Annotated in this window: 16 protein-coding genes and 1 other RNA gene; 5 read left to right on the forward strand and 12 right to left on the reverse strand. The window is 65.3% G+C overall.

The window, feature by feature from the left end:
- Positions 1-431: 431 nt before the first annotated feature.
- Positions 432-1,166, forward strand: coding sequence for a 7-carboxy-7-deazaguanine synthase QueE (locus A9D12_RS01755; protein ID WP_068349212.1), 735 nt, complete (start codon positions 432-434; stop codon positions 1,164-1,166).
- A 52-nt stretch (positions 1,167-1,218) separates the two neighbouring features.
- On the opposite strand, the gene A9D12_RS01760 is transcribed toward A9D12_RS01755, so the two are convergent.
- The 5 genes from A9D12_RS01760 to A9D12_RS01780 all read right to left on the reverse strand — a co-directional run bounded on the left by A9D12_RS01760 (position 1,219) and on the right by A9D12_RS01780 (position 7,571).
- On the reverse strand, positions 1,219-2,916 hold the full coding sequence (locus A9D12_RS01760) for an ATP-binding protein (RefSeq protein ID WP_068349216.1): 1,698 nt from the start codon (positions 2,914-2,916) through the stop codon (positions 1,219-1,221).
- Between the two features lie 118 nt (positions 2,917-3,034).
- Positions 3,035-3,808, reverse strand: coding sequence for a TIGR02186 family protein (locus A9D12_RS01765; RefSeq protein WP_082925596.1), 774 nt, complete (start codon positions 3,806-3,808; stop codon positions 3,035-3,037).
- Between the two features lie 31 nt (positions 3,809-3,839).
- Positions 3,840-4,754: a sulfite exporter TauE/SafE family protein gene (locus A9D12_RS01770; protein WP_068349219.1), complete on the reverse strand. Its 915-nt coding sequence runs from the start codon at positions 4,752-4,754 to the stop codon at positions 3,840-3,842.
- Positions 4,755-4,869: 115 nt separating this feature from the next.
- Entirely contained in the window at positions 4,870-6,051 is a 1,182-nt protein-coding gene (locus tag A9D12_RS01775; RefSeq protein WP_156522765.1) for a hypothetical protein, read from the reverse strand.
- 83 nt (positions 6,052-6,134) lie between these two features.
- The gene (locus A9D12_RS01780) at positions 6,135-7,571 is read right to left on the reverse strand and encodes a glycosyl transferase family protein (protein ID WP_068349225.1); all 1,437 of its coding nucleotides are present in this window, start codon (positions 7,569-7,571) and stop codon (positions 6,135-6,137) included.
- Between the two features lie 422 nt (positions 7,572-7,993).
- Here A9D12_RS01780 and A9D12_RS01785 point away from each other — a divergent pair, with 422 nt between their 5' ends.
- Both A9D12_RS01785 and A9D12_RS01790 read left to right on the forward strand, forming a co-directional pair.
- Entirely contained in the window at positions 7,994-8,797 is an 804-nt protein-coding gene (locus tag A9D12_RS01785; protein ID WP_068353406.1) for a metallophosphoesterase family protein, read from the forward strand.
- Between the two features lie 58 nt (positions 8,798-8,855).
- Positions 8,856-10,166 carry a UDP-glucose dehydrogenase family protein gene (locus tag A9D12_RS01790; RefSeq protein WP_068349227.1) on the forward strand — a complete coding sequence of 437 codons (1,311 nt, stop codon included), beginning with the start codon at positions 8,856-8,858 and terminating at the stop codon, positions 10,164-10,166.
- Here A9D12_RS01790 and A9D12_RS01795 read toward each other — a convergent pair.
- The 5 genes from A9D12_RS01795 to A9D12_RS01815 all read right to left on the reverse strand — a co-directional run bounded on the left by A9D12_RS01795 (position 10,142) and on the right by A9D12_RS01815 (position 13,413).
- Positions 10,142-10,966, reverse strand: coding sequence for a hypothetical protein (locus A9D12_RS01795; RefSeq protein ID WP_068349230.1), 825 nt, complete (start codon positions 10,964-10,966; stop codon positions 10,142-10,144). The two genes, A9D12_RS01790 and A9D12_RS01795, sit on opposite strands and share 25 nt — an antisense overlap.
- Positions 10,967-11,029: 63 nt before the next feature.
- Positions 11,030-11,449, reverse strand: an RNA gene (gene rnpB / locus A9D12_RS01800) — RNase P RNA component class A.
- A gap of 36 nt (positions 11,450-11,485) precedes the next feature.
- Positions 11,486-12,211 carry an N-acetylmuramoyl-L-alanine amidase gene (locus A9D12_RS01805; protein ID WP_068349232.1) on the reverse strand — a complete coding sequence of 242 codons (726 nt, stop codon included), beginning with the start codon at positions 12,209-12,211 and terminating at the stop codon, positions 11,486-11,488.
- 10 nt (positions 12,212-12,221) lie between these two features.
- Positions 12,222-12,875 (reverse strand): histidine phosphotransferase family protein, encoded by a 654-nt coding sequence (locus A9D12_RS01810; protein ID WP_068349236.1) that lies wholly within the window; start codon positions 12,873-12,875, stop codon positions 12,222-12,224.
- Between the two features lie 139 nt (positions 12,876-13,014).
- Positions 13,015-13,413 carry a M67 family metallopeptidase gene (locus tag A9D12_RS01815; RefSeq protein ID WP_068349238.1) on the reverse strand — a complete coding sequence of 133 codons (399 nt, stop codon included), beginning with the start codon at positions 13,411-13,413 and terminating at the stop codon, positions 13,015-13,017.
- Positions 13,414-13,429: 16 nt separating this feature from the next.
- Between A9D12_RS01815 and A9D12_RS01820 the strand changes: the two genes are divergently transcribed.
- Together A9D12_RS01820 and rpoH are read left to right on the forward strand one after the other, a co-directional pair.
- Positions 13,430-14,383: an RluA family pseudouridine synthase gene (locus tag A9D12_RS01820; protein ID WP_068349241.1), complete on the forward strand. Its 954-nt coding sequence runs from the start codon at positions 13,430-13,432 to the stop codon at positions 14,381-14,383.
- Positions 14,384-14,523: 140 nt separating this feature from the next.
- Positions 14,524-15,405 carry an RNA polymerase sigma factor RpoH gene (rpoH, locus tag A9D12_RS01825; protein ID WP_068349244.1) on the forward strand — a complete coding sequence of 294 codons (882 nt, stop codon included), beginning with the start codon at positions 14,524-14,526 and terminating at the stop codon, positions 15,403-15,405.
- Positions 15,406-15,409: 4 nt separating this feature from the next.
- On the opposite strand, the gene A9D12_RS01830 is transcribed toward rpoH, so the two are convergent.
- Entirely contained in the window at positions 15,410-16,288 is an 879-nt protein-coding gene (locus A9D12_RS01830; protein ID WP_197489853.1) for a hypothetical protein, read from the reverse strand.
- A gap of 17 nt (positions 16,289-16,305) precedes the next feature.
- Complete coding sequence (locus A9D12_RS01835) at positions 16,306-17,637, reverse strand: M20 metallopeptidase family protein (protein WP_068349249.1); 1,332 nt, start codon at positions 17,635-17,637, stop codon at positions 16,306-16,308.
- Positions 17,638-17,682 lie beyond the last annotated feature (45 nt).

A 17,682-nucleotide genomic window follows, 5' to 3' on the forward strand; every position in this document is an offset into this window, starting at 1 on the left:
TCGACTTTAACCCCTCGATGGCAGGCCCTCTGGCACCTCTCGCTGGCGTCAATCCCGCTAATTCGCGAACTTTCGCTCAGAGCACTTTCTGCCACATCCGGCCCTCCCTGATCGCGTCAGGGTGCCCGCTTTCGAAAAGCCTTGGTTCTCTGGTCGAGCGTCCGTTAGGGGGTCGATTGCCGAAGGTCCGCTTTATTTCCGCTCACCTGCGAGAGCGCCATTGCCGGGCGAGGCGCATGGGAAATTTCCTACTTCTGCAAATCGTGCAATAGGCCGGACATGTCTTGTCGCCCCACCCCCGTTTTCGCGCGCGAAACCTGTGTCCGTCCGCGTGATGTATTGGCTGTCAGGCCATTGATGACGATCGATTTTTCCGGATGCCGGAAAGGTGACAAGGTGTCGCCTTTGTCACCTTCACAACAGGCGCGCCGATGAACCTCACCCTTGCCACCGACGACACCGGCGGGCCGGAAATTTTCGCCTCGCTGCAGGGCGAAGGGCCGTCGGCCGGAATGCCGGTTGCCTTCGTGCGGCTGTCGCGCTGCAACCTCGCCTGTACGTGGTGCGACACGGCCTATACCTGGCATTTCGAGGGCGACAACCGGCCGCACCGCGACTGCGTGACCTTTGACCGCAAGGCCAATCAGGTGACGCTTTCGCCCGGGGAAACCGCTGCGCGGATTGCAGCTCTGGGCCAGAACCGCCTCGTCATCACCGGGGGCGAACCGCTGCTTCAGGCAGGCGCGCTGGCCGAGATGCTGGCGCACCTGCCCGATCATACCGTCGAGATCGAAACCAACGGCACGGTCGCCCCGCCCGCGCGGCTCGATATCCGGGTGGATCAATACAATGTCAGCCCCAAGCTTTCGCACAGCGGCAATCCGGCCGACCTCGCCTTGCTGCCCGAACGGCTCGACGCATGGGCCGCCGAACCGCGCGCGTTCCTCAAGTTCGTGGTCGCCGCGCCGGCAGATGTGGACGAGGTGCTGGCGCTCCAGCGCCGCTACCGCTTCCGTCCCGAACGCGTGTTCCTGATGGCCGAGGGGACGGACAGCGCAACCCAGCGCGAACGGCAGGCATGGCTGTCAGACCTGTGCCTGAAGCATGGCTTCCGCATGAGCGACCGGCTGCATATCCATCTTTACGGGGACACCAGAGGCACGTGAACGAAAGGAGGCATTGACCGGCCACGCGGAGCGATCGCAGGCGCGAACGCAATCAGCCTTGCGATCTCCAGCGCATCACGACGCGTTCGACCAGTTCTTCCTCGCCGCCGTCCTGGTTCCACAATTCGGTGAAGCTCGGGTCTTCGGACGCGGGGCGCTTGTGTTCTTCCAGCGCATCGAAGCTGACGCGGATCGGGATCGCGACGCCCTCGCCGCAGATGATGCATTCGCGGTTGCGCAAGGCGGGGATCGAATCGAGGAACCCGCGCGCGCCTTCGGGCATCGCGGCCTTCACGAAGGCCTGGTCGCGGTCGTTGTTCAGGCGCATCGCGATGATCGTGCCGCACTGCGACAGCACGCCTTCGGCAAGGTCGGAGGGACGCTGCGTGATCAGGCCGAGGCTGATCCCGTATTTGCGCCCTTCCTTGGCGATGCGGCTGAGGATCTTGCCAACCGAGGAGCCATCGGCGTTCTTCTCGTTGGGGACGTAACGGTGGGCTTCCTCGCACACCAGCAGCACCGGCCGGGTCTTTTCCTCGCGGCCCCAGATCGCAAAGTCGAACACGAGACGCGACAGGACCGCCACCACGGTCGAGGTGATGTCCGAAGGCACGCCCGACACGTCGATGATCGAGATCGGCCGCCCGCCGCCGGGCATGCGGAAGATCTTGCTGATGAAGTCGACCATCGTGTCGCCCACCAGCATGCCGGAAAACATGAACTGGTAGCGCGGATCGGCCTTCAGTTCGTCGAGCTTCTGCTTGATCCGCATATACGGCGCGCTCGAGGTCGCCTTGTCGAGCCGGCCCATCTCGTCCTGCAGGATATTGCCGAAGTCGCTGAGCAGATAGGGGATCGGCGAATCCACCGTGATCTTGCCCATCGTCTGCGCCAGCCGGCTCTTGGTCCGCGCGGCGAGCAGCACCTTGGCCAGAATGTCCTGATCGGTCTGCCGCTCGTTGCCGCTGCTCGACAGCAGCACTTCGCAATGCTCTTCGAAGTTCATCAGCCAATAGGGCATCTGCAGGTTCGACACGTCGAGGATCTGGCCCGTGGTGCGGAATGCGGCCGAATATTCGCCGTGCGGGTCGATCATCACGATATGACCCTTGGGCGCGGCTTCGCAGATGCGGTGCAGGATCAGCGCGGCGCTGGTCGATTTGCCGGTGCCGGTAGAGCCCAAGAGCGCGAAGTGCTTGCCCAGCATCGCATCGATGTAAAGGCCAGCGCGAATATCCTTGGTCGGGAAGACCTTGCCGATCGTGATGCTGGCGCGACCGTCGCTCGCATAGATCTGTTCCAGATCGCGCGTGGTGCAGGGATAGATCAGTGCGCCGGGGATGGGATAGCGCGTGACCCCGCGCTTGAACCCGTGGATGCGCCCGGTCAGCTTTTCCTCGCCGCCCTCGCCCAGAAAGTCGATATGCGCGATGATCCCGCCTTCGGTGCGGCGGTCCTTGCGCTGGTCGCGCACGTTGGCGAGCAGCCAGGCATCGCCGACGCGGATCTTGATCTGGCTGCCGACCTGCCCGGCCATCGCGACCGAGGCATCATCGTCGGCCATGCATTCGTTGATGCGTTGCAGATCGAGCGCGATCTGCGAGCCCGAGCCGGAAATTTCCAGCACGACCCCGATCGGCAGGCGCGCATTGTCGTGCTGGCCGCGGGCATAGGCTGCCGCAACCTCGTCATTTCCGGCGGGGTTGGGGCCGGTAAAACGCTCGAAATCCTGCGTGACGTGGTCGCTCATTGGCGCCTTTTCCCCTCTGCGCGGCGGTTGTGATTGGCCCCGGGGGATAGGTCGGTTTGCGTTAAGATCGGGTCAACAGCGGCGCGATGCTCGCCCAGCCGGAGCGCCGGGGCAGTGCTCAGCCGCGCGCGAACAGGCGCCCGGCGATCCAACCCATCGCCAGCGACAGCGCGATCGCGCCGAGCCCGTAGAAGAACGACCACCGCTGCGATGCGGTCACCACCTGCCCCTCCAGCCCCGCCTTGACCACTTCGATGCGCGCGGTCGCACTGGCCAGCACGCGGCCGCGCGACACCGCAAAGGTTTCGGCAGTGTATCGCCCCGTCACCACGTTCGACGGCAGATTGATGCGCGCCTGATAGAGCACCTTTTCGGCGATCCTCACCCCGCCCGGGTTTTCCTGATAGAGCCCCTGCCGGCGGCGCAATTCGACCAGCCCTTGGGCGTAGCGCGCCTGCTCGTCGGGATCGATCGTGCCCGAGGGTGAAAGCTGGATGAAGTCGGTCCCAAGCTCGTAGATGGCCGCAGTGCGTTCGTCCACGATCTCGCCGATCGGGCGCGAGGAGGCGACGGCGAAGAACGACGGGGCCGAGCGGAAGTCGCTCGATCCGGCATTGGCCCAGATGCCTACGATGCGCTCCTTCTCGCGGATGCGCACCGCCTGGGTCGGCCCCTTGAGAACGACGATAATGTCGTAATTCCCCGTCGAACGCACCCCGCCGGGGTCCATCACCGCGCCGTAAAGCAGCAGCCGCGCGCCGGTGAAGCCCTGCCGCACCTCGATCCGCGACTGGCTCACCGCGGGCACCAGCAGCGGCTCGTTCTGGGCGAGCGCGGGGATCGGTGCGGCCAGCGTCACGCCGGCAATCAGCCCAGCCCGGAAACCCCTCACCACTCTCACCCGGCTGCACCCGCGCGCAGGCTCACAACGGCACCACGGTATAGATCTCGTCCGGCTGCACGCCGAGCCCGTAAAGCATCCGCAGCGCGATCAGCAGCACCAGCGTTGCCAGCGCGAGGCGCAGGATTTCGGGCCGCGCCTTCAGCGCAATCTGGGTGCCGAACTGCGCGCCCAGCACCGATCCCAGCAAAAGCAGCGCGGCAAGCACCAGATCGACCGCCTTGGTGGTCAGCGCATGCGTCATCGTGGTCAGCATCGTCACGAACAGGATCTGAAACAGCGATGTGCCGACCACGACATTCCCGCTCATCCCGAGGATATAAAGCATCGCGGGCACCAGCAGGAACCCGCCGCCCACCCCCATCAGCATCGTCAGGATGCCGACCAGCATCCCCAAGATCAGCGGCGCCAGCGGGGAGATATACAGGCCCGAAGCGTAGAACCGCCAGCGGTAGGGCAGGCTGGCGACCAGCGGGTGGTGGCGGCGTTTCTTCACCTGCCGCCGTCCTTTCAGCAAGCCGGGCCGCAGCGCCTCGATCGCCTCGCGCATCATCAGCGATCCGATCGAGCCGAGCAGCAGGACGTAGAGGATCGAGATCACCACATCGATCTGGCCCCACGCCTGAAGCACGCTGAACAATCCTGCGCCGATCAGCGCGCCGATCATCCCGCCCGCCACCAGCACGCCGCCCATGCGGTAATCGACGCCCTTGCGCCGCGAATGCGCGAGCACGCCCGACACGCTCGCACCGGTGACCTGCGTTGCCGCCGATGCGGCCGCGACTGTCGGGGGAATGCCGTAGAAAATCAGCAGCGGCGTGGTCAGAAACCCGCCGCCCACGCCGAACAGGCCCGACAGGATGCCGGTAAGCCCGCCCAGCAAGACGATGACCAGCCCGTTGACCGAAAGATTCGCGATGGGCAGGTAAACGTCCATGCGCGCCAAGCTAGCCGAGGCGGCAGGGAGAGGAAACCCGCGCCAAGCGCGTATCCTCGGTGTTTTTACTTAGCCTCGCGAGCGTCGGGAGAGCGAATGGCGGCGCGCCGGGACGCTAGAATCCGGTCGAGACAGTCACCGCAAGGCCCGAACCCGGGCTTGCCTCGCCCGCGACGCGGTGGCGCCAGTCGACCCCGACGCGGGTGGGGACTTTGCCCACCTTCATGTCGAGCCGCATCGTCGGGCCGACATCGAGCCGCTGTGCATCTTTCTGTGCGCCGCCCCACACGCCCGCTCCCAGCGACAGTCGCAGGGCATTGTTGCTCAACCGGTTGATGAAGCCGACGGGGCGCAGCGCGTTGGCCTGTCCATCGGCAAACCACGTCGCGCCCGGCCCGCCCACCCATCCGGCCTGTCCATAGGCTTCGCCCTGCATCCCCAGGGGGAGGCGGAACGGGGCAAGCTCTGTCACCAGATAGCCTGCCGGGCGCACGGCGGTGAAGAACGCGGCCTCGGTATAGCGCGCCTCGCCTGCGAGGCGCAGCGGGATGCCGGCCAAGGGGCGCGCCGAAAGGCCGAGTGCGACTTCGCTTTCACCGCCTTGCACCTGCGCGCTGTAGGCCCGCAGATAGATGCGCGGGTCATGGCCGCTCCTCGGGCGGAGCCGATATTGCGCCACCGCGCCCGCCTGGCTCGCGCCGTAGACCGGCACGCGGCCCTGACTGATCGCGGCACTGTCCGACCCCTGCCGCCAGAATGTCCAGCCATCGAGCGACCAGCGCCCTTCGGGCAGCGCGGCAACCAGCGCACCGGGGGGCTGGAACGGCGCTGCGGTCGGCACGCGCCCGGGCGCAGGTGCAGCGGCGGCGGCCGCTGGTGCGGGTGCTGCTGCGGCGGCTGCAGCAACCTCGGAAAAGCGCACCGGATTGCCCGGCGGGAGCGAATAATCGGGCAGATCGCCGGGCCGCCAGATCGCGGCAGGTGCGCGGACCCCAGCAGCCAGAACCGGCGCGCGCGCCGAGGCGGCCACCCAGCGGCCCCCGCCGCCGGGTGCGGCATAGGCCTGCGGCGGCGGCACCCAGGCCGACAGCGGATCGGGTTGGGGGACGTATCGGGCAAAGGGAATGAAGGCAGCACCTGCCGGCGAGGTGCCGCCGAACGGGCCGAACCCGCCTGCGAGCACGCCATCGGCCCCAACCGTCGTCATGGCAGGTCCGACCGGCATCGCGGCGAGCGGCGGGTATTCTCCCCACATCGCCCTTGCACCGCACCAGCCCAGCACCACCAGCGAAAGCATTGCCAGCGGTCCGCCCCGGGTGCGCCCGGGTTGACCGCTCGCCCGCGGGGGAGCGGGTTGGGGGATACCTGCGGCTGCGGCAATCATGAACTGACAGGCCTAAGCAGGCCGTTTCCGGCGGGATGGGCCTCATGCTCGGTCTTGTCCCACACCGCGGCCGCGCCCTTGAGCGTGCTGATGTAGGCAAAGATTGCGCGCCGCCCGGAGATGATTGCGATGACATTGGCCAGCGGCAAGCGCAGCACGGCGAACAGGCCTTCGACCATCCCGTATTCGCGCGCGGTAAAGGCAAAGCGCATCACCAGTCGCCAGGCAAAGGCAACCGCATTGGCGGTCAACACGGCGCGCAGCAGCGGCGACAAGGGCATCGGCGGCGCAACCCCGGCGAGTGCCACGGCACCCAGAAACGCGGTGAGCACCACCAGCAGGTATCCCGCCAGCAGCACCAGCGCGGTGAACGGCCCGCGCCGGTCGCGCGCGCGCATCCAGTGTTCCCGCACGCCCCCACCCCAGCCGACCCGATCCCAGCCCTGCAGCGAAATTCCGAGCACCCAGCGCGCCTTCTGGCGCACCACATTGTCGAACCGATGCGGGAAGAACGCGCGCGTGGCGATCAGGCGATCGTCCTCGCCGCGCGCACGGATGAACCGGCAGCGCCCGCCCGCCGCCGCAATCGCCAGCCCCAGCTCGTAATCCTCGGTCAGCGAATCGCTGGCGAACGGAAGCGCCTCGTGCCCGCCCTCGGCGAGGTGTCGCGCAACCAGCCAGTCGAGCGCGCGGCGCGATGCCGCGCAGCCGACGCCGGCGCCGGGCAGCGCCGCTCCGAGAGCATCGCGCACCACCATCGCCTTGCCATGGGATTCGGTGAATTCTTCGCAGTAATGTGCCCCGATATGGCGCCCCCAGAAGTCCTGATGGTAGGGCACCAGCGGTTCGACCGGAAGCTGCACGAAATCGGCGCGCTGCCCGATCGCTTCGTCGAGCAATCCCAGCGCGCCCGAATCGACCACATCCTCGGCATCGTGGAACACCAGCATGCCGAAGCGCCCGCCGTTACGCGCCTCGTCGAGCGCCAGCGCCGCAAACAGCCGGTTGAGGCAGTCGGCCTTGGTGGTGGGGCCATTCTTGGCATGGATCACCAGCCGCACCCGCGGGTCGCCGTGTGCGGCAGCCATCGCCGCGGCAAGCGTTGCCGGATCGTTGCGATAGCAGCCGATGTAGAGCCGCAATTGCTGCTGCGGCCAGGCGGAAAGAAGATGGCGGATCGTCTGGCCGATCACCGCGGCTTCGTGCCAGGCAGGCACCAGCACCGCGACCGGTCCCGATAGCGGTTGGCCGCGCAGCGCGACGCGGCTTCGACGGGCGGTGACATTGCGCCCCGACAGCCTGAGCCACAGCCACACGGCGTCGACGACGAGATCGTCAAGCGCGCCGACCAGAAAAAACACGCCGGCAAACAGCAATAATTCGTGCTGCAGCAAGGTAAGTCCCTGCCACAAGGAAGGCTCGGCAAAGGACAAGGCGACCCCCTTTCCCCAACTAAATTAGAATTTACCCTGAAAAATACGATCGTGCAACGACCCGAATTATTTTTAGGGTTTAATTCGGCTTAAATTACAATCGGTGACCAATTCTGGCGGCTTGGCCTGTAGCAGAGATCGCGGGGAAGAAACGCCTGCCGGGCAACGGGTCGCCAGCCTTGCCGGAAAGCAGCAGCGCGTAGGTCCCGGGACTTCCGCCAGCGCCGGCTTCACACTGGATTAATCGACACAATTCTACCGCTTGCCGCCTATTTCGCACCTTTGGTCGTGGGTTGCGGGGGGCCGGTTGCGCGGTCGCTCCGTCGGAGTTATCCGCCACGATCGACAAGAGGCGCGATCAACGCTGCCCGCTGCCCTTTTCTCTCCAAGGGGTCGCCAAGAAACCGGATCACTCAATGGTCATGCTACAGCGACTGCGCGAATTCTTCTCCCCCGCTCCGCCGCCGCGCCTGCCGCGCGTTCCCGATGGACAGCGGTTCTACGCAATCGGCGACATTCACGGGCGGCTCGATCTGTTCGAGGCATTGATTGCCGCGATCGAGAGCGAAATCGCCGCCGCGCCGGCGACCGATCATCACATCATCCTGCTCGGCGATCTGGTCGATCGCGGCCCGGCCAGCGCGGGCGTGATCGACCGCGCGCGCGCCTGGCAGCAGACCCGCAATGTGCGTATCCTTGCCGGCAACCACGAAGAGATGTTCCTCAACGCCTTCGAAAAGCCCGAGACCCTGCGGCATTTTCTGAAGCACGGCGGATATGAAACCCTGCTGAGCTACGGCTTTTCGAGCAAGGATATGGCGACCCTTCCGCTGGAGGACATCTTTGCCGCGCTCCCCCGATATGTATCCGAGGATACCCGCGCCTATATCGCCGGTTTCGAGACGATGATCCGCGCGGGCGATTACATCTTCGTCCACGCCGGGATCGACCCCTCGCGCCCCTTGAGCGAGCAGAAGCGCAGCGACCTCTTGTGGATCCGCGAACGTTTCCTGAGCCACGAAGGCCCGCTCGAACGCGTTGTGGTGCATGGTCACACGATCTTCGAGAACGTCATGGATTGCGGCAACCGCATCGGAATAGACACTGGCGCTTTCCGCTCCGGTGTGCTTACAGCGCTCGTGCTGGAAGGCGATCAACGGCGCGTGATGCAGGCACGGGCCAGCGACACGGCGCACGTTGAGGTTTTTGACGGCGACCGGACATAACCGGATTGCCTTCCGCTGCATCGGGTTGCGCGGATATCTCGCAAGGGGCCTTAAGTTCATGAAGATTGCGATGGTGGGTTCGGGCTATGTCGGCCTGGTGTCGGGGGCGTGTTTCGCCGATTTCGGGCACAATGTGGTCTGCATCGACAAGGATCAGGGCAAGATCGACCGGCTGCACGCCGGGGTGATGCCGATCTACGAACCCGGGCTCGACGCGCTGGTCGATACGAATGTGAAGGCGGGCCGCCTCAGCTTCACCACCGATCTTGGCGAAGGCATCGCCGGCGCGGATGCGATCTTCATCGCGGTCGGCACGCCCAGCCGGCGCGGCGATGGCCATGCCGATCTGACTTTCGTCTACGAAGTCGCGCGCGAAGTCGGCGAGAAGCTCAGCAATGATGCGGTGATCGTCACCAAGTCGACCGTGCCTGTGGGCACCGGCGACGAGGTCGAGCGGATCATCGGCGAGACCGGCACCGCGCACCGTTTCGCGGTCGTCTCCAACCCCGAATTCCTGCGCGAAGGCGCGGCCATCGGCGATTTCAAGCGCCCCGACCGGATCGTGATCGGCGCCGAAGACGAGTTCGGCCGCGAGGTGATGCGCGCGGTCTATCGCCCGCTGTTCCTCAACGAAAGCCCGATCCTGTTTACCTCGCGCCGCACCAGCGAGCTGATCAAATATGCGGCCAACGCTTTCCTTGCGACCAAGATCACCTTCATCAACGAGATGGCGGATCTGTGCGAGAAGGTCGGCGCGAATGTGCAGGACGTGTCGCGCGGGATCGGGATGGACGGCCGCATCGGGTCGAAATTCCTGCATGCCGGGCCGGGCTATGGCGGCAGCTGTTTTCCCAAGGACACGCTTGCGTTGCTCAAGACCGCCGAGGATTACGACAGCCCGGTGCGGATCATCGAGGCGGTGGTCAAGGTCAACGATACCCGCAAGCGCGCGATGGGCCGCAAGGTCGTCGACGCGCTCGGCGGGATGGAGGCAGCGCGCGGCAAGAAGGCCGCTCTGCTCGGCCTGACGTTCAAGCCCAACACCGACGACATGCGCGACAGCCCTGCGATTGCGGTGGCGCAGACGCTGATGGATGCAGGCGTCCACGTCGCCGCCTATGATCCCGAAGGGATCGAGCAGGCACGCCCGCTGCTGCCTGGCGTGACGATGTGCGCCAACGCCTACGAAGCGATCACCGATGCCGATGTGGTGGTGATCGTGACCGAATGGGACGCCTTCCGCGCGCTCGATCTTGCGCGGGTGAAGGCCCTCGCCAAGGCGCCGGTGATGGTTGACCTGCGCAACATCTACAACCCGCAGGACATGGCGGCTGCGGGCTTTGCCTACACCAGCGTGGGGCGCGGCTGACCGCCGAACCAGTGATGGCGGTTGTCGCGGCGCGACAACTGCCACACCGTCACCGCCAACACAGCGGCGATGCCGGCAAAGCAGGCCCAGCCGATTACCTGAAAGCGCTGCCCTTCGGCCACGCTGATGGCATACAGTGCGTAGGCGAACACCAGTCCATAAAGCGGCGCACCGCGCAGCCGGGCAGCCGCCACCGCAGCGATCAGCGCTGCAATCGCGATAATCGCAACTGCAATCCCAGGGGTCGGCGCGTCGCCGCCCACCCCGTAAAGCTTGAGCATCGCGGCCACATTGACGACGCTCGCAGCGGTCAGCCAGGCGCCAAGCGCGGTGAAAGCGGGCGCGGCGAACAGCCGTTCGGCCGGGGTCAGTGACGGCGACGAGGCGAAGCTGCGCGCGACATAGAGCAGCGCGGCGAGCGAAACCAAGATGATCGCGACCGAAACGAAGGTGAGGTTGTCGATCTGCGTATAGGTCGACCACACGCCCTGCGCGGCCAGCGCGATCGCGGCGGGCCAGCCGACCTGTGCGAGCAGCCCGTTGTTCTTCTGCTTGGGCAAAGCCTGCCAGATCGCGAACAATACCGACAACACGAACAACGGCCCCCAGATCGCAAAGGCCCAGCCCACCGGGGTGATCAGCGTGCGGACCGCATCCGATCTTTCGCCGATCGCTTGTCCGATCCCGAATTGCGGCAGGAAGCCTGCGCCGATCTGGATCACGACGGCCAAAATGATCGCGACGCGCTGGGCAAGCGAACGTGAGGCGGACGGGCGGCGGGGGTCGGAATAGGCGAACATGGCGGGAGCAACCGCGATGTCCGCCGCAATGTTCCGTGCGCCGCACCAGCACGGCGACAGGAACGTCAGGGGGCCGTCATAAGCCGGGTTCTGTATCCGCACGCGGTATCCCCGAAGGGACCGGCCGCGCGGTGGCAGCCATTCATCTGCTCCGCCGATTGCTCGACGGCTCTAGCAGCCAACCCGGGTCTCTCGGCGCGAAACACGCCTACCCTGCCTTGCGGCGGGCGCGAGACCCCTATTCGGCCTTGCTCCGGGTGGGGTTTGCCATGCGGTTGCCGTTGCCGGCCCCCCGGTGCGCTCTTACCGCACCCTTTCACCCTTGCCTGTCCCTCTTGCGAGGCCATCGGCGGTTTGCTCTCTGTGGCACTTTCCCTTGCCCTGCCCGAAGACAGGACCGGCGGGCGTTACCCGCCACCCTTGTTTCGTGGAGCCCGGACTTTCCTCGCGTCCCGAAAGACACGCGGCTGCCTCGGGCCCCCTGACGCGGTCGCGCTTAACCGCAAACCGCCGCAATAGCTAGCGCGTGCGCCCCTGATCGCGGTCGATGAGCAATTGCCACAAGATCGCGGCGACCTCGCCATCGGGCACCCCGGTGATATTCTCGGGCCGCCAGCGCCGTTCGAACGCCGCGACCGCCTTCGCGGGATCGGTGATGTCGTAGCCGAACCGTTCGAGGGCGAGGAAGAAGCTGCCCTTGTTGTGGAACGGGTTGCCCGCCGCCAGCGATTGCGGACGCGGCAGGCACAGCTTGGCGCGCGCCAGCCGGTCCCACGGAAACAGCTCGCCCGGATCGACCTTGCGCGCCGGGGCGACATCCGAATGGCCCACCACATTGGCGCGCGGGATGTCATACTGCTTCACGATCCGCGCCAGCAGCGGCATCAGCGCATCGATCTGCGCGTCCGCAAAGCCGCGATAGCCGCCGTTCTCGCGCGCATGACCGGGATGATCGAGCTCGATCCCGATGCTCGCCGAATTCACATCGGGGATGCCGCGCCAATAGCTTGCGCCCGCATGCCAGGCGCGCCTGGCTTCGGGCACCAGCCGGATCACCTCGCCCTCTTCGGTGATGCAGTAATGCGCGCTGACGCTGGCGGCAGGATCGCACATTCGCGCGATCGCGGTCTCGACCGGCTTCATTTCGGTATAGTGGATCACCACCATCGAGATCGGCAGCGTGCGCTCCCCGAAATTGGGGGAGAGCACCTCGCGGTGGACCAGTTCGTCATCGCCCCCCGGCATCGAACCGGCTTTACCCGATCATGCCTTCGGGCTCGGGCAGCACCGCGCCGAGCACCAGTGCGCCGTCGCCCAGCTTGTATTGGAGGCCGCCCGCCATCTCGTCGGCAAGCACCGCGATCATGTAAGCCGCTGCGGTGCGGCTGGTGATCTCGCTTTCGTCGAGATCGCCCTGCAGCGCGCGGCCGATCGTTTCGTCGAAGGCGATGCGTTCGGCGCGCGCCCGGGCGACGATCTCGACCGCGCCGTCGCGCCGTTCCGCGCCGATATCGAGCGTGCCGCCGCGCACCAGACTGTCGAGCGCGATCTGCGCCAAGTTCAGCATCACCTTCACCGCAGGCTTGGGCAGGCTGGGTTCGGCAATCGCCCAGTGGACCTCGACCTTCTTGGCATCGCCCGCCAGCGCGTTGACTACCGCCTTGGCTTCATCGACCGGGATCGCTTCGCCGAACCCGCCCGCCGCACCGAATGCGAGCCGGAAGAACTTGAGCTTGTCGGTGCTGATCCGCGCCGATTGTTCGAGCAGTTCGACCACCTGGCTGCGCATCTGCGGATCGCGTTCATCGGCGAGCAGTTCGAGCCCGTTGGCAAGCGCGCCCACGGGGGAGAGCATATCGTGGCACAGGCGCGAGCACAGCATCGCGGCAAGATCGGTCTGGGAGATCATGGATTTGCAAAGGTTCCGGCGTGTTGGAGACACATGAGACACTGTCTAAGGCCAAAAAACCCGCCTTGCCAACCGGCGCGCGCACCCCCGGGGCCAATTCGATGCAAAAAGGGGCAAAATCGCGGTGCATCGGGTAATTCTACGGATCGACGACGGTGTAGGAAAGCGCGGTAAAGCCCGCAGCATCATCGCGCCACAGCCGCACGTCCTCGCCAGCGACGATCGCCCACACCCGCCCGTCCCCACATGCGCAGGCGCGGTCGGTCGCCGAAGGCACGGCGATGCCTCGGGGGTGCGAATGGTAATAGCCCACGACCTGCGGCGCAGCGCCCGCCCGCGCGGCGCGGTGCGCGTCGATCAATGCCTGGGGGTCGATCTCGAAATGGGTGGCGGGCGCGGGATGGACATTGTCCGTCGGCACCGCCTCAATGATCCGGCGTCCATCGCCCAGCAGCAATCCGCAGGCTTCGTTCGGGAAGGCTGCGGCGGCATGGGCCTGCATCGCGGCCACGGCCCGGCTTGTCACGTCATGGCGCATCGCGCATGGCCATAGCATGTCCGCACCCGAAATCATCACCGGCACGATTGCCGCCCCCGCCCGGCTCGACAAGGCGCTAGCCGAAGCCACCGCGCTCTCGCGCGCCCGCGTGCAGGGCCTGATCGAGGAAGGCCGCGTCGATGTCGCGGGCAAGACCGCTTCGTCAGCCTCGATGAAGGTGGCCGCCGGAACGCCATTCCGGATCATCGTGTCCGCCGCCATGCCCGCCGAAGCCCAAGGCGAAGACATCCCGCTCGCCATCGCATTCGAAGACCGGCACCTCGTCGTGGTCGACAAGGCCGCGGGCATGGTAGTGCATCCGGCGGTGGGCAATATCACCGGAACGCTGGTCAATGCGCTGCTGCATCATTGCAAGGGCAACCTTTCGGGGATCAACGGGGTGGCGCGCCCCGGGATCGTCCACCGGATCGACAAGGACACATCGGGTCTGCTGGTTGTCGCCAAGTCCGATGCCGCGCACGAAGGGCTTGCCGCACAATTCGCCGCGCACACCGTGCATCGCCGCTATATCGCGGTCACCGCGGGGCACCCCTCGCCCGCGTCGGGGACGATCAATGCGCGCGTCGGGCGTTCGGATGCGGACCGAAAGAAAATGACGGTGCTGCCAAACGATTCCTCGCGCGGCAAAACCGCGATCACGCATTACAGGACGTTGGAACCGCTCGAAGCGGCGGCGATGATCGAATGCCGGCTGGAAACCGGGCGAACCCACCAGGTGCGTGTTCACTGCGCATCAATCGGTCATTCTCTATTGGGAGATCCTGCCTATGGCCGCACACCCAAACAGCTTCGTCCGGTGCTTGAACGACTCGGTTTCGCGCGGCAGGCGCTGCACGCGGCGGAGCTCGGTTTCCAGCACCCGATCACCGGCGAGATGGTCCGATTGCAGAGCGATTTGCCGCCCGACATGATGGAACTGATCGACCAACTTAGATGTTCTGATCGATGAAACGCGCATACGTCTGACAGGATTTCGCGTATAACTCATATCCGTGGCCCAGATCACGGAGATGCCCGGCAGGGGTCCCGTGCAAGCGGTCGACGCTAGAAAGGTTAGGTAATCCAGTGTCCAAGTCCAAAACATCGGCAATGCCGGCGTTGAGCGGCGAGCAGAGCCTCAATCGCTACCTTGCCGAAATCCGCAAATTCCCGATCCTCACCGCCGAGCAGGAATACATGCTCGCCAAGCGCTATCAGGCGCACGAGGATCCCGAAGCGGCTGCCCAGCTTGTCTCAAGCCACCTGCGGCTCGTCGCGAAGATCGCGATGGGGTATCGCGGCTATGGCCTGCCCGTTTCCGACCTGATCTCGGAAGGGAACGTCGGCCTGATGCAGGGCGTCAAGAAGTTCGAACCCGATCGCGGCTTCCGCCTCGCCACTTACGCAATGTGGTGGATCAAGGCGTCGATCCAGGAATATATCCTGCGTTCGTGGAGCCTCGTGAAGATGGGGACGACCGCCGCGCAGAAGAAGCTGTTCTTCAACCTGCGCCGGATGAAGAAGAACCTCGACGTCTACGAGGATTCCGATCTGCGCCCCGACGATCTGAAGAAGATCGCGACCGATCTCGGCGTGCCCGAGCAGGAAGTGATCAACATGAACCGCCGGATGATGATGGGCGGCGACGGCTCCCTCAACACCCCGATGCGCGGCGGCGAGGAAGGTTCGGGCGAATGGCAGGACTGGCTGGCGGATGATCGCCCGCTGCAGGACGAAACCGTCGCCGACAGCCAGGAATCGCAGATGCGCATGGCGATGCTGGGCGAGGCGATGGAAAGCCTGAACGAGCGCGAGCGGCACATCCTGACCGAACGCCGCCTGACCGAAAAGCCGCAGACATTGGAAGAACTCTCGCAGTCCTACGACGTCAGCCGCGAACGCATCCGCCAGATCGAGGTGCGCGCATTCGAGAAGCTGCAAAAGGCAATGCAGCGGATCGCGGGCGAACGGCTGTTGCCGGGGATCGCGTAAAATCTCAGTCTGACGATGATTGCAAAGGGTCGGAGCCGGAAGCGGCTTCGACCCTTTGTCGCATGGTGACGACCTCTGCCTTTCGGGTTTCGATTGCGCCGGTTTCGCCGATTTCGCGCACTTCGCCGGTCAAGGTCGCAGTGATGCGTCCCGCTTCAGGCTGTGCAACGAAGGTGATCGCACTTTTGCCGGAATATTGTCGGCCGGCAATCTGTGCGGCTGCCTCGTCCTCGGTGACCTTTTCGCCGCTGATTTCGGCGACTACCATGATCGTTTCGGCAGCCTCTGTGCGCAGATAATCTGGATCCAACTCCGCGCTGCCGCTGAACACAAGCTCGCCCGCCAAACCGTCAGCCTGCCGACGCAAAGGCACACGCATGCCGGTGTCGGGCAAGGCATATTCCGCTCCGTCTTCCAGACGGACACTCCCCAGATCGAAATCGGTCAGCCTTGCAACCGCCTCATCGGGATCGCATTCGATCCGAAACACATTCCAGGTGAAGTAGTGGGAGCCGCACACCTCGGCGGTTACATTCATCGCTGCCAGAAACGCATCGCGGCGCGCCAGCATCTCGTCCCGGTTGGAAAGGACAGTCGCTGCTCCGGGGCATTCGCGCAGCACGATCGGCATCTGCCATTCAGCCAGCGGCCGCTTGGGCCCGTCGGCGTCGTCGATATCGAAAGTGCGGATGCGGCACCCCTCGGCGTCGGTGCGAACCTCCTCGCGGTAGGCACTGCCGCCACTCGACGATCCGGAAGATTCGCCCCCTTCGAAAACAGTGCTGTAGCGGGTGGTGATCGTGTAATATTCTGTTTGCGCAGACTCCTTTGCCAAGACCGGCATGCAACCGCCGAAGCCAACGAAAGCCAGCGAGCCCATCAAGCGCGCATACATTGGCCCTACTTCCGCCCCGCCAGATCCATCACCGCCGCCACCATGGCGCGCGCGCCCAGCGTGATGCTTTCGCGCGGGGCGACCTGGAACAGGGGCGAATGGTGTCCGGCGATCGGCTCGCCGCCTGCCTTGGCTGCGGCAAGCCGTTCGGGCGTTGTCCCGCCGACCGCGAAGTAATAGCCCGGCACGCCCGTGCCCGGCGCGACGAAATAGGTGAAATCCTCGGCGCCCATGTTCTGCTGTTCGAACGGCACGACAGCATCGCCCCCCAGGTTACGCGCCATCACCGCGTTCAGCCGGCGGGCCAGCGCGGGGTCGTTGTTGGTCGTGGGCGTGCCCGAGAAGTGCTTGACCGTCACCGGCTTGTCGTCGGGCAGGCCATGCGCCTTGCCGATATTGACCGCGATCCTTTCGACCAGCGCAATCACCTTGGCGCGCGTCTCCTCGTCATTGGCGCGCACCGTCAGCTTCAGGTTCGCCTCGTCCGAGATGATGTTGTAAGCCGAGCCTGCATGGAACGCGCCCACGGTCACCACCACGGGCTTCAGCGGCGAGATTTCGCGCGAATCGATCGATTGCAGCGCGGTGACGATCTGCGAGGCGATATAGACCGGGTCCTTGCCCAGATGCGGCGAGGCCCCGTGCGTGCCGATCCCCGGCACGCGCACATCGAGCGTGTCCGAGCTCGAATACTGGATGCCCTCGGCCGCCGAAACCTTGCCCGTTTCCAGTTCGGCGGCAACATGGAAGGCAAGCGCATAGTCGGGCGTGCCGAACCGCTGATAAAGCCCGTCCGCCATCATCCGCTTGGCACCGCGCACGCCTTCCTCGGCGGGCTGGACGACGAACATCAACGTGCCGCTCCACTGCGATTTCGTGGCGGCAAGCCGGCGCGCGGTGGCGACCATCGCGGTGATATGCGTGTCGTGCCCGCAGGCGTGCATGGTGGGATATTCCTTGCCGTCCTCGCCCACCTGTTTCGCGCGCGAAGCATAGGGGAGGCCCGATTTCTCCTCGACCGGCAATCCGTCCATGTCCGCGCGGATCAGGATCGTCGGCCCCTTGCCGTTCTTGAGGATGCCGACCACGCCCGTGCCGCCGACGCCGGTGGTCACATCAAGACCCGCTGCCTTCAATTCGGTCGCCATCTTGGCGGCGGTGCGGTTTTCGAGAAAGCCCAACTCGGGGTTCGCATGGAAATCGAGGAACAGCGGCGCCAGGTAATTGTCATATTCGGCCTCGATCGCGGCCTTGGTGGCGGTGTCCTGTGCGTGGGCAGGCAGCGCAGCGGCGAAGGCCAACGTGGCAGCGCCGGCGGCAAGTGCAAGCAGTCGCATCGAATATCTCTCCCCTGAAATCCCTGCGCCTACGCTAACCACCCA

This window comes from Erythrobacter neustonensis (assembly GCF_001663175.1).
GTDB classification, from domain to species: domain Bacteria; phylum Pseudomonadota; class Alphaproteobacteria; order Sphingomonadales; family Sphingomonadaceae; genus Erythrobacter; species Erythrobacter neustonensis.

Coding starts and splice junctions, on each gene's coding strand:
- A9D12_RS01755 (WP_068349212.1), top strand. CDS start 432: ATGAACCTCACCCTTGCCACCGACGACACCGGCGGGCCGGAAATTTTC.
- A9D12_RS01760 (WP_068349216.1), bottom strand. CDS start 2,916: ATGAGCGACCACGTCACGCAGGATTTCGAGCGTTTTACCGGCCCCAAC.
- A9D12_RS01770 (WP_068349219.1), bottom strand. CDS start 4,754: ATGGACGTTTACCTGCCCATCGCGAATCTTTCGGTCAACGGGCTGGTC.
- A9D12_RS01775 (WP_156522765.1), bottom strand. CDS start 6,051: ATGCTTTCGCTGGTGGTGCTGGGCTGGTGCGGTGCAAGGGCGATGTGG.
- A9D12_RS01785 (WP_068353406.1), top strand. CDS start 7,994: ATGCTACAGCGACTGCGCGAATTCTTCTCCCCCGCTCCGCCGCCGCGC.
- A9D12_RS01790 (WP_068349227.1), top strand. CDS start 8,856: ATGAAGATTGCGATGGTGGGTTCGGGCTATGTCGGCCTGGTGTCGGGG.
- A9D12_RS01795 (WP_068349230.1), bottom strand. CDS start 10,966: ATGTTCGCCTATTCCGACCCCCGCCGCCCGTCCGCCTCACGTTCGCTT.
- A9D12_RS01805 (WP_068349232.1), bottom strand. CDS start 12,211: ATGCCGGGGGGCGATGACGAACTGGTCCACCGCGAGGTGCTCTCCCCC.
- A9D12_RS01810 (WP_068349236.1), bottom strand. CDS start 12,875: ATGATCTCCCAGACCGATCTTGCCGCGATGCTGTGCTCGCGCCTGTGC.
- A9D12_RS01815 (WP_068349238.1), bottom strand. CDS start 13,413: ATGCGCCATGACGTGACAAGCCGGGCCGTGGCCGCGATGCAGGCCCAT.
- A9D12_RS01820 (WP_068349241.1), top strand. CDS start 13,430: ATGTCCGCACCCGAAATCATCACCGGCACGATTGCCGCCCCCGCCCGG.
- rpoH (WP_068349244.1), top strand. CDS start 14,524: ATGCCGGCGTTGAGCGGCGAGCAGAGCCTCAATCGCTACCTTGCCGAA.
- A9D12_RS01835 (WP_068349249.1), bottom strand. CDS start 17,637: ATGCGACTGCTTGCACTTGCCGCCGGCGCTGCCACGTTGGCCTTCGCC.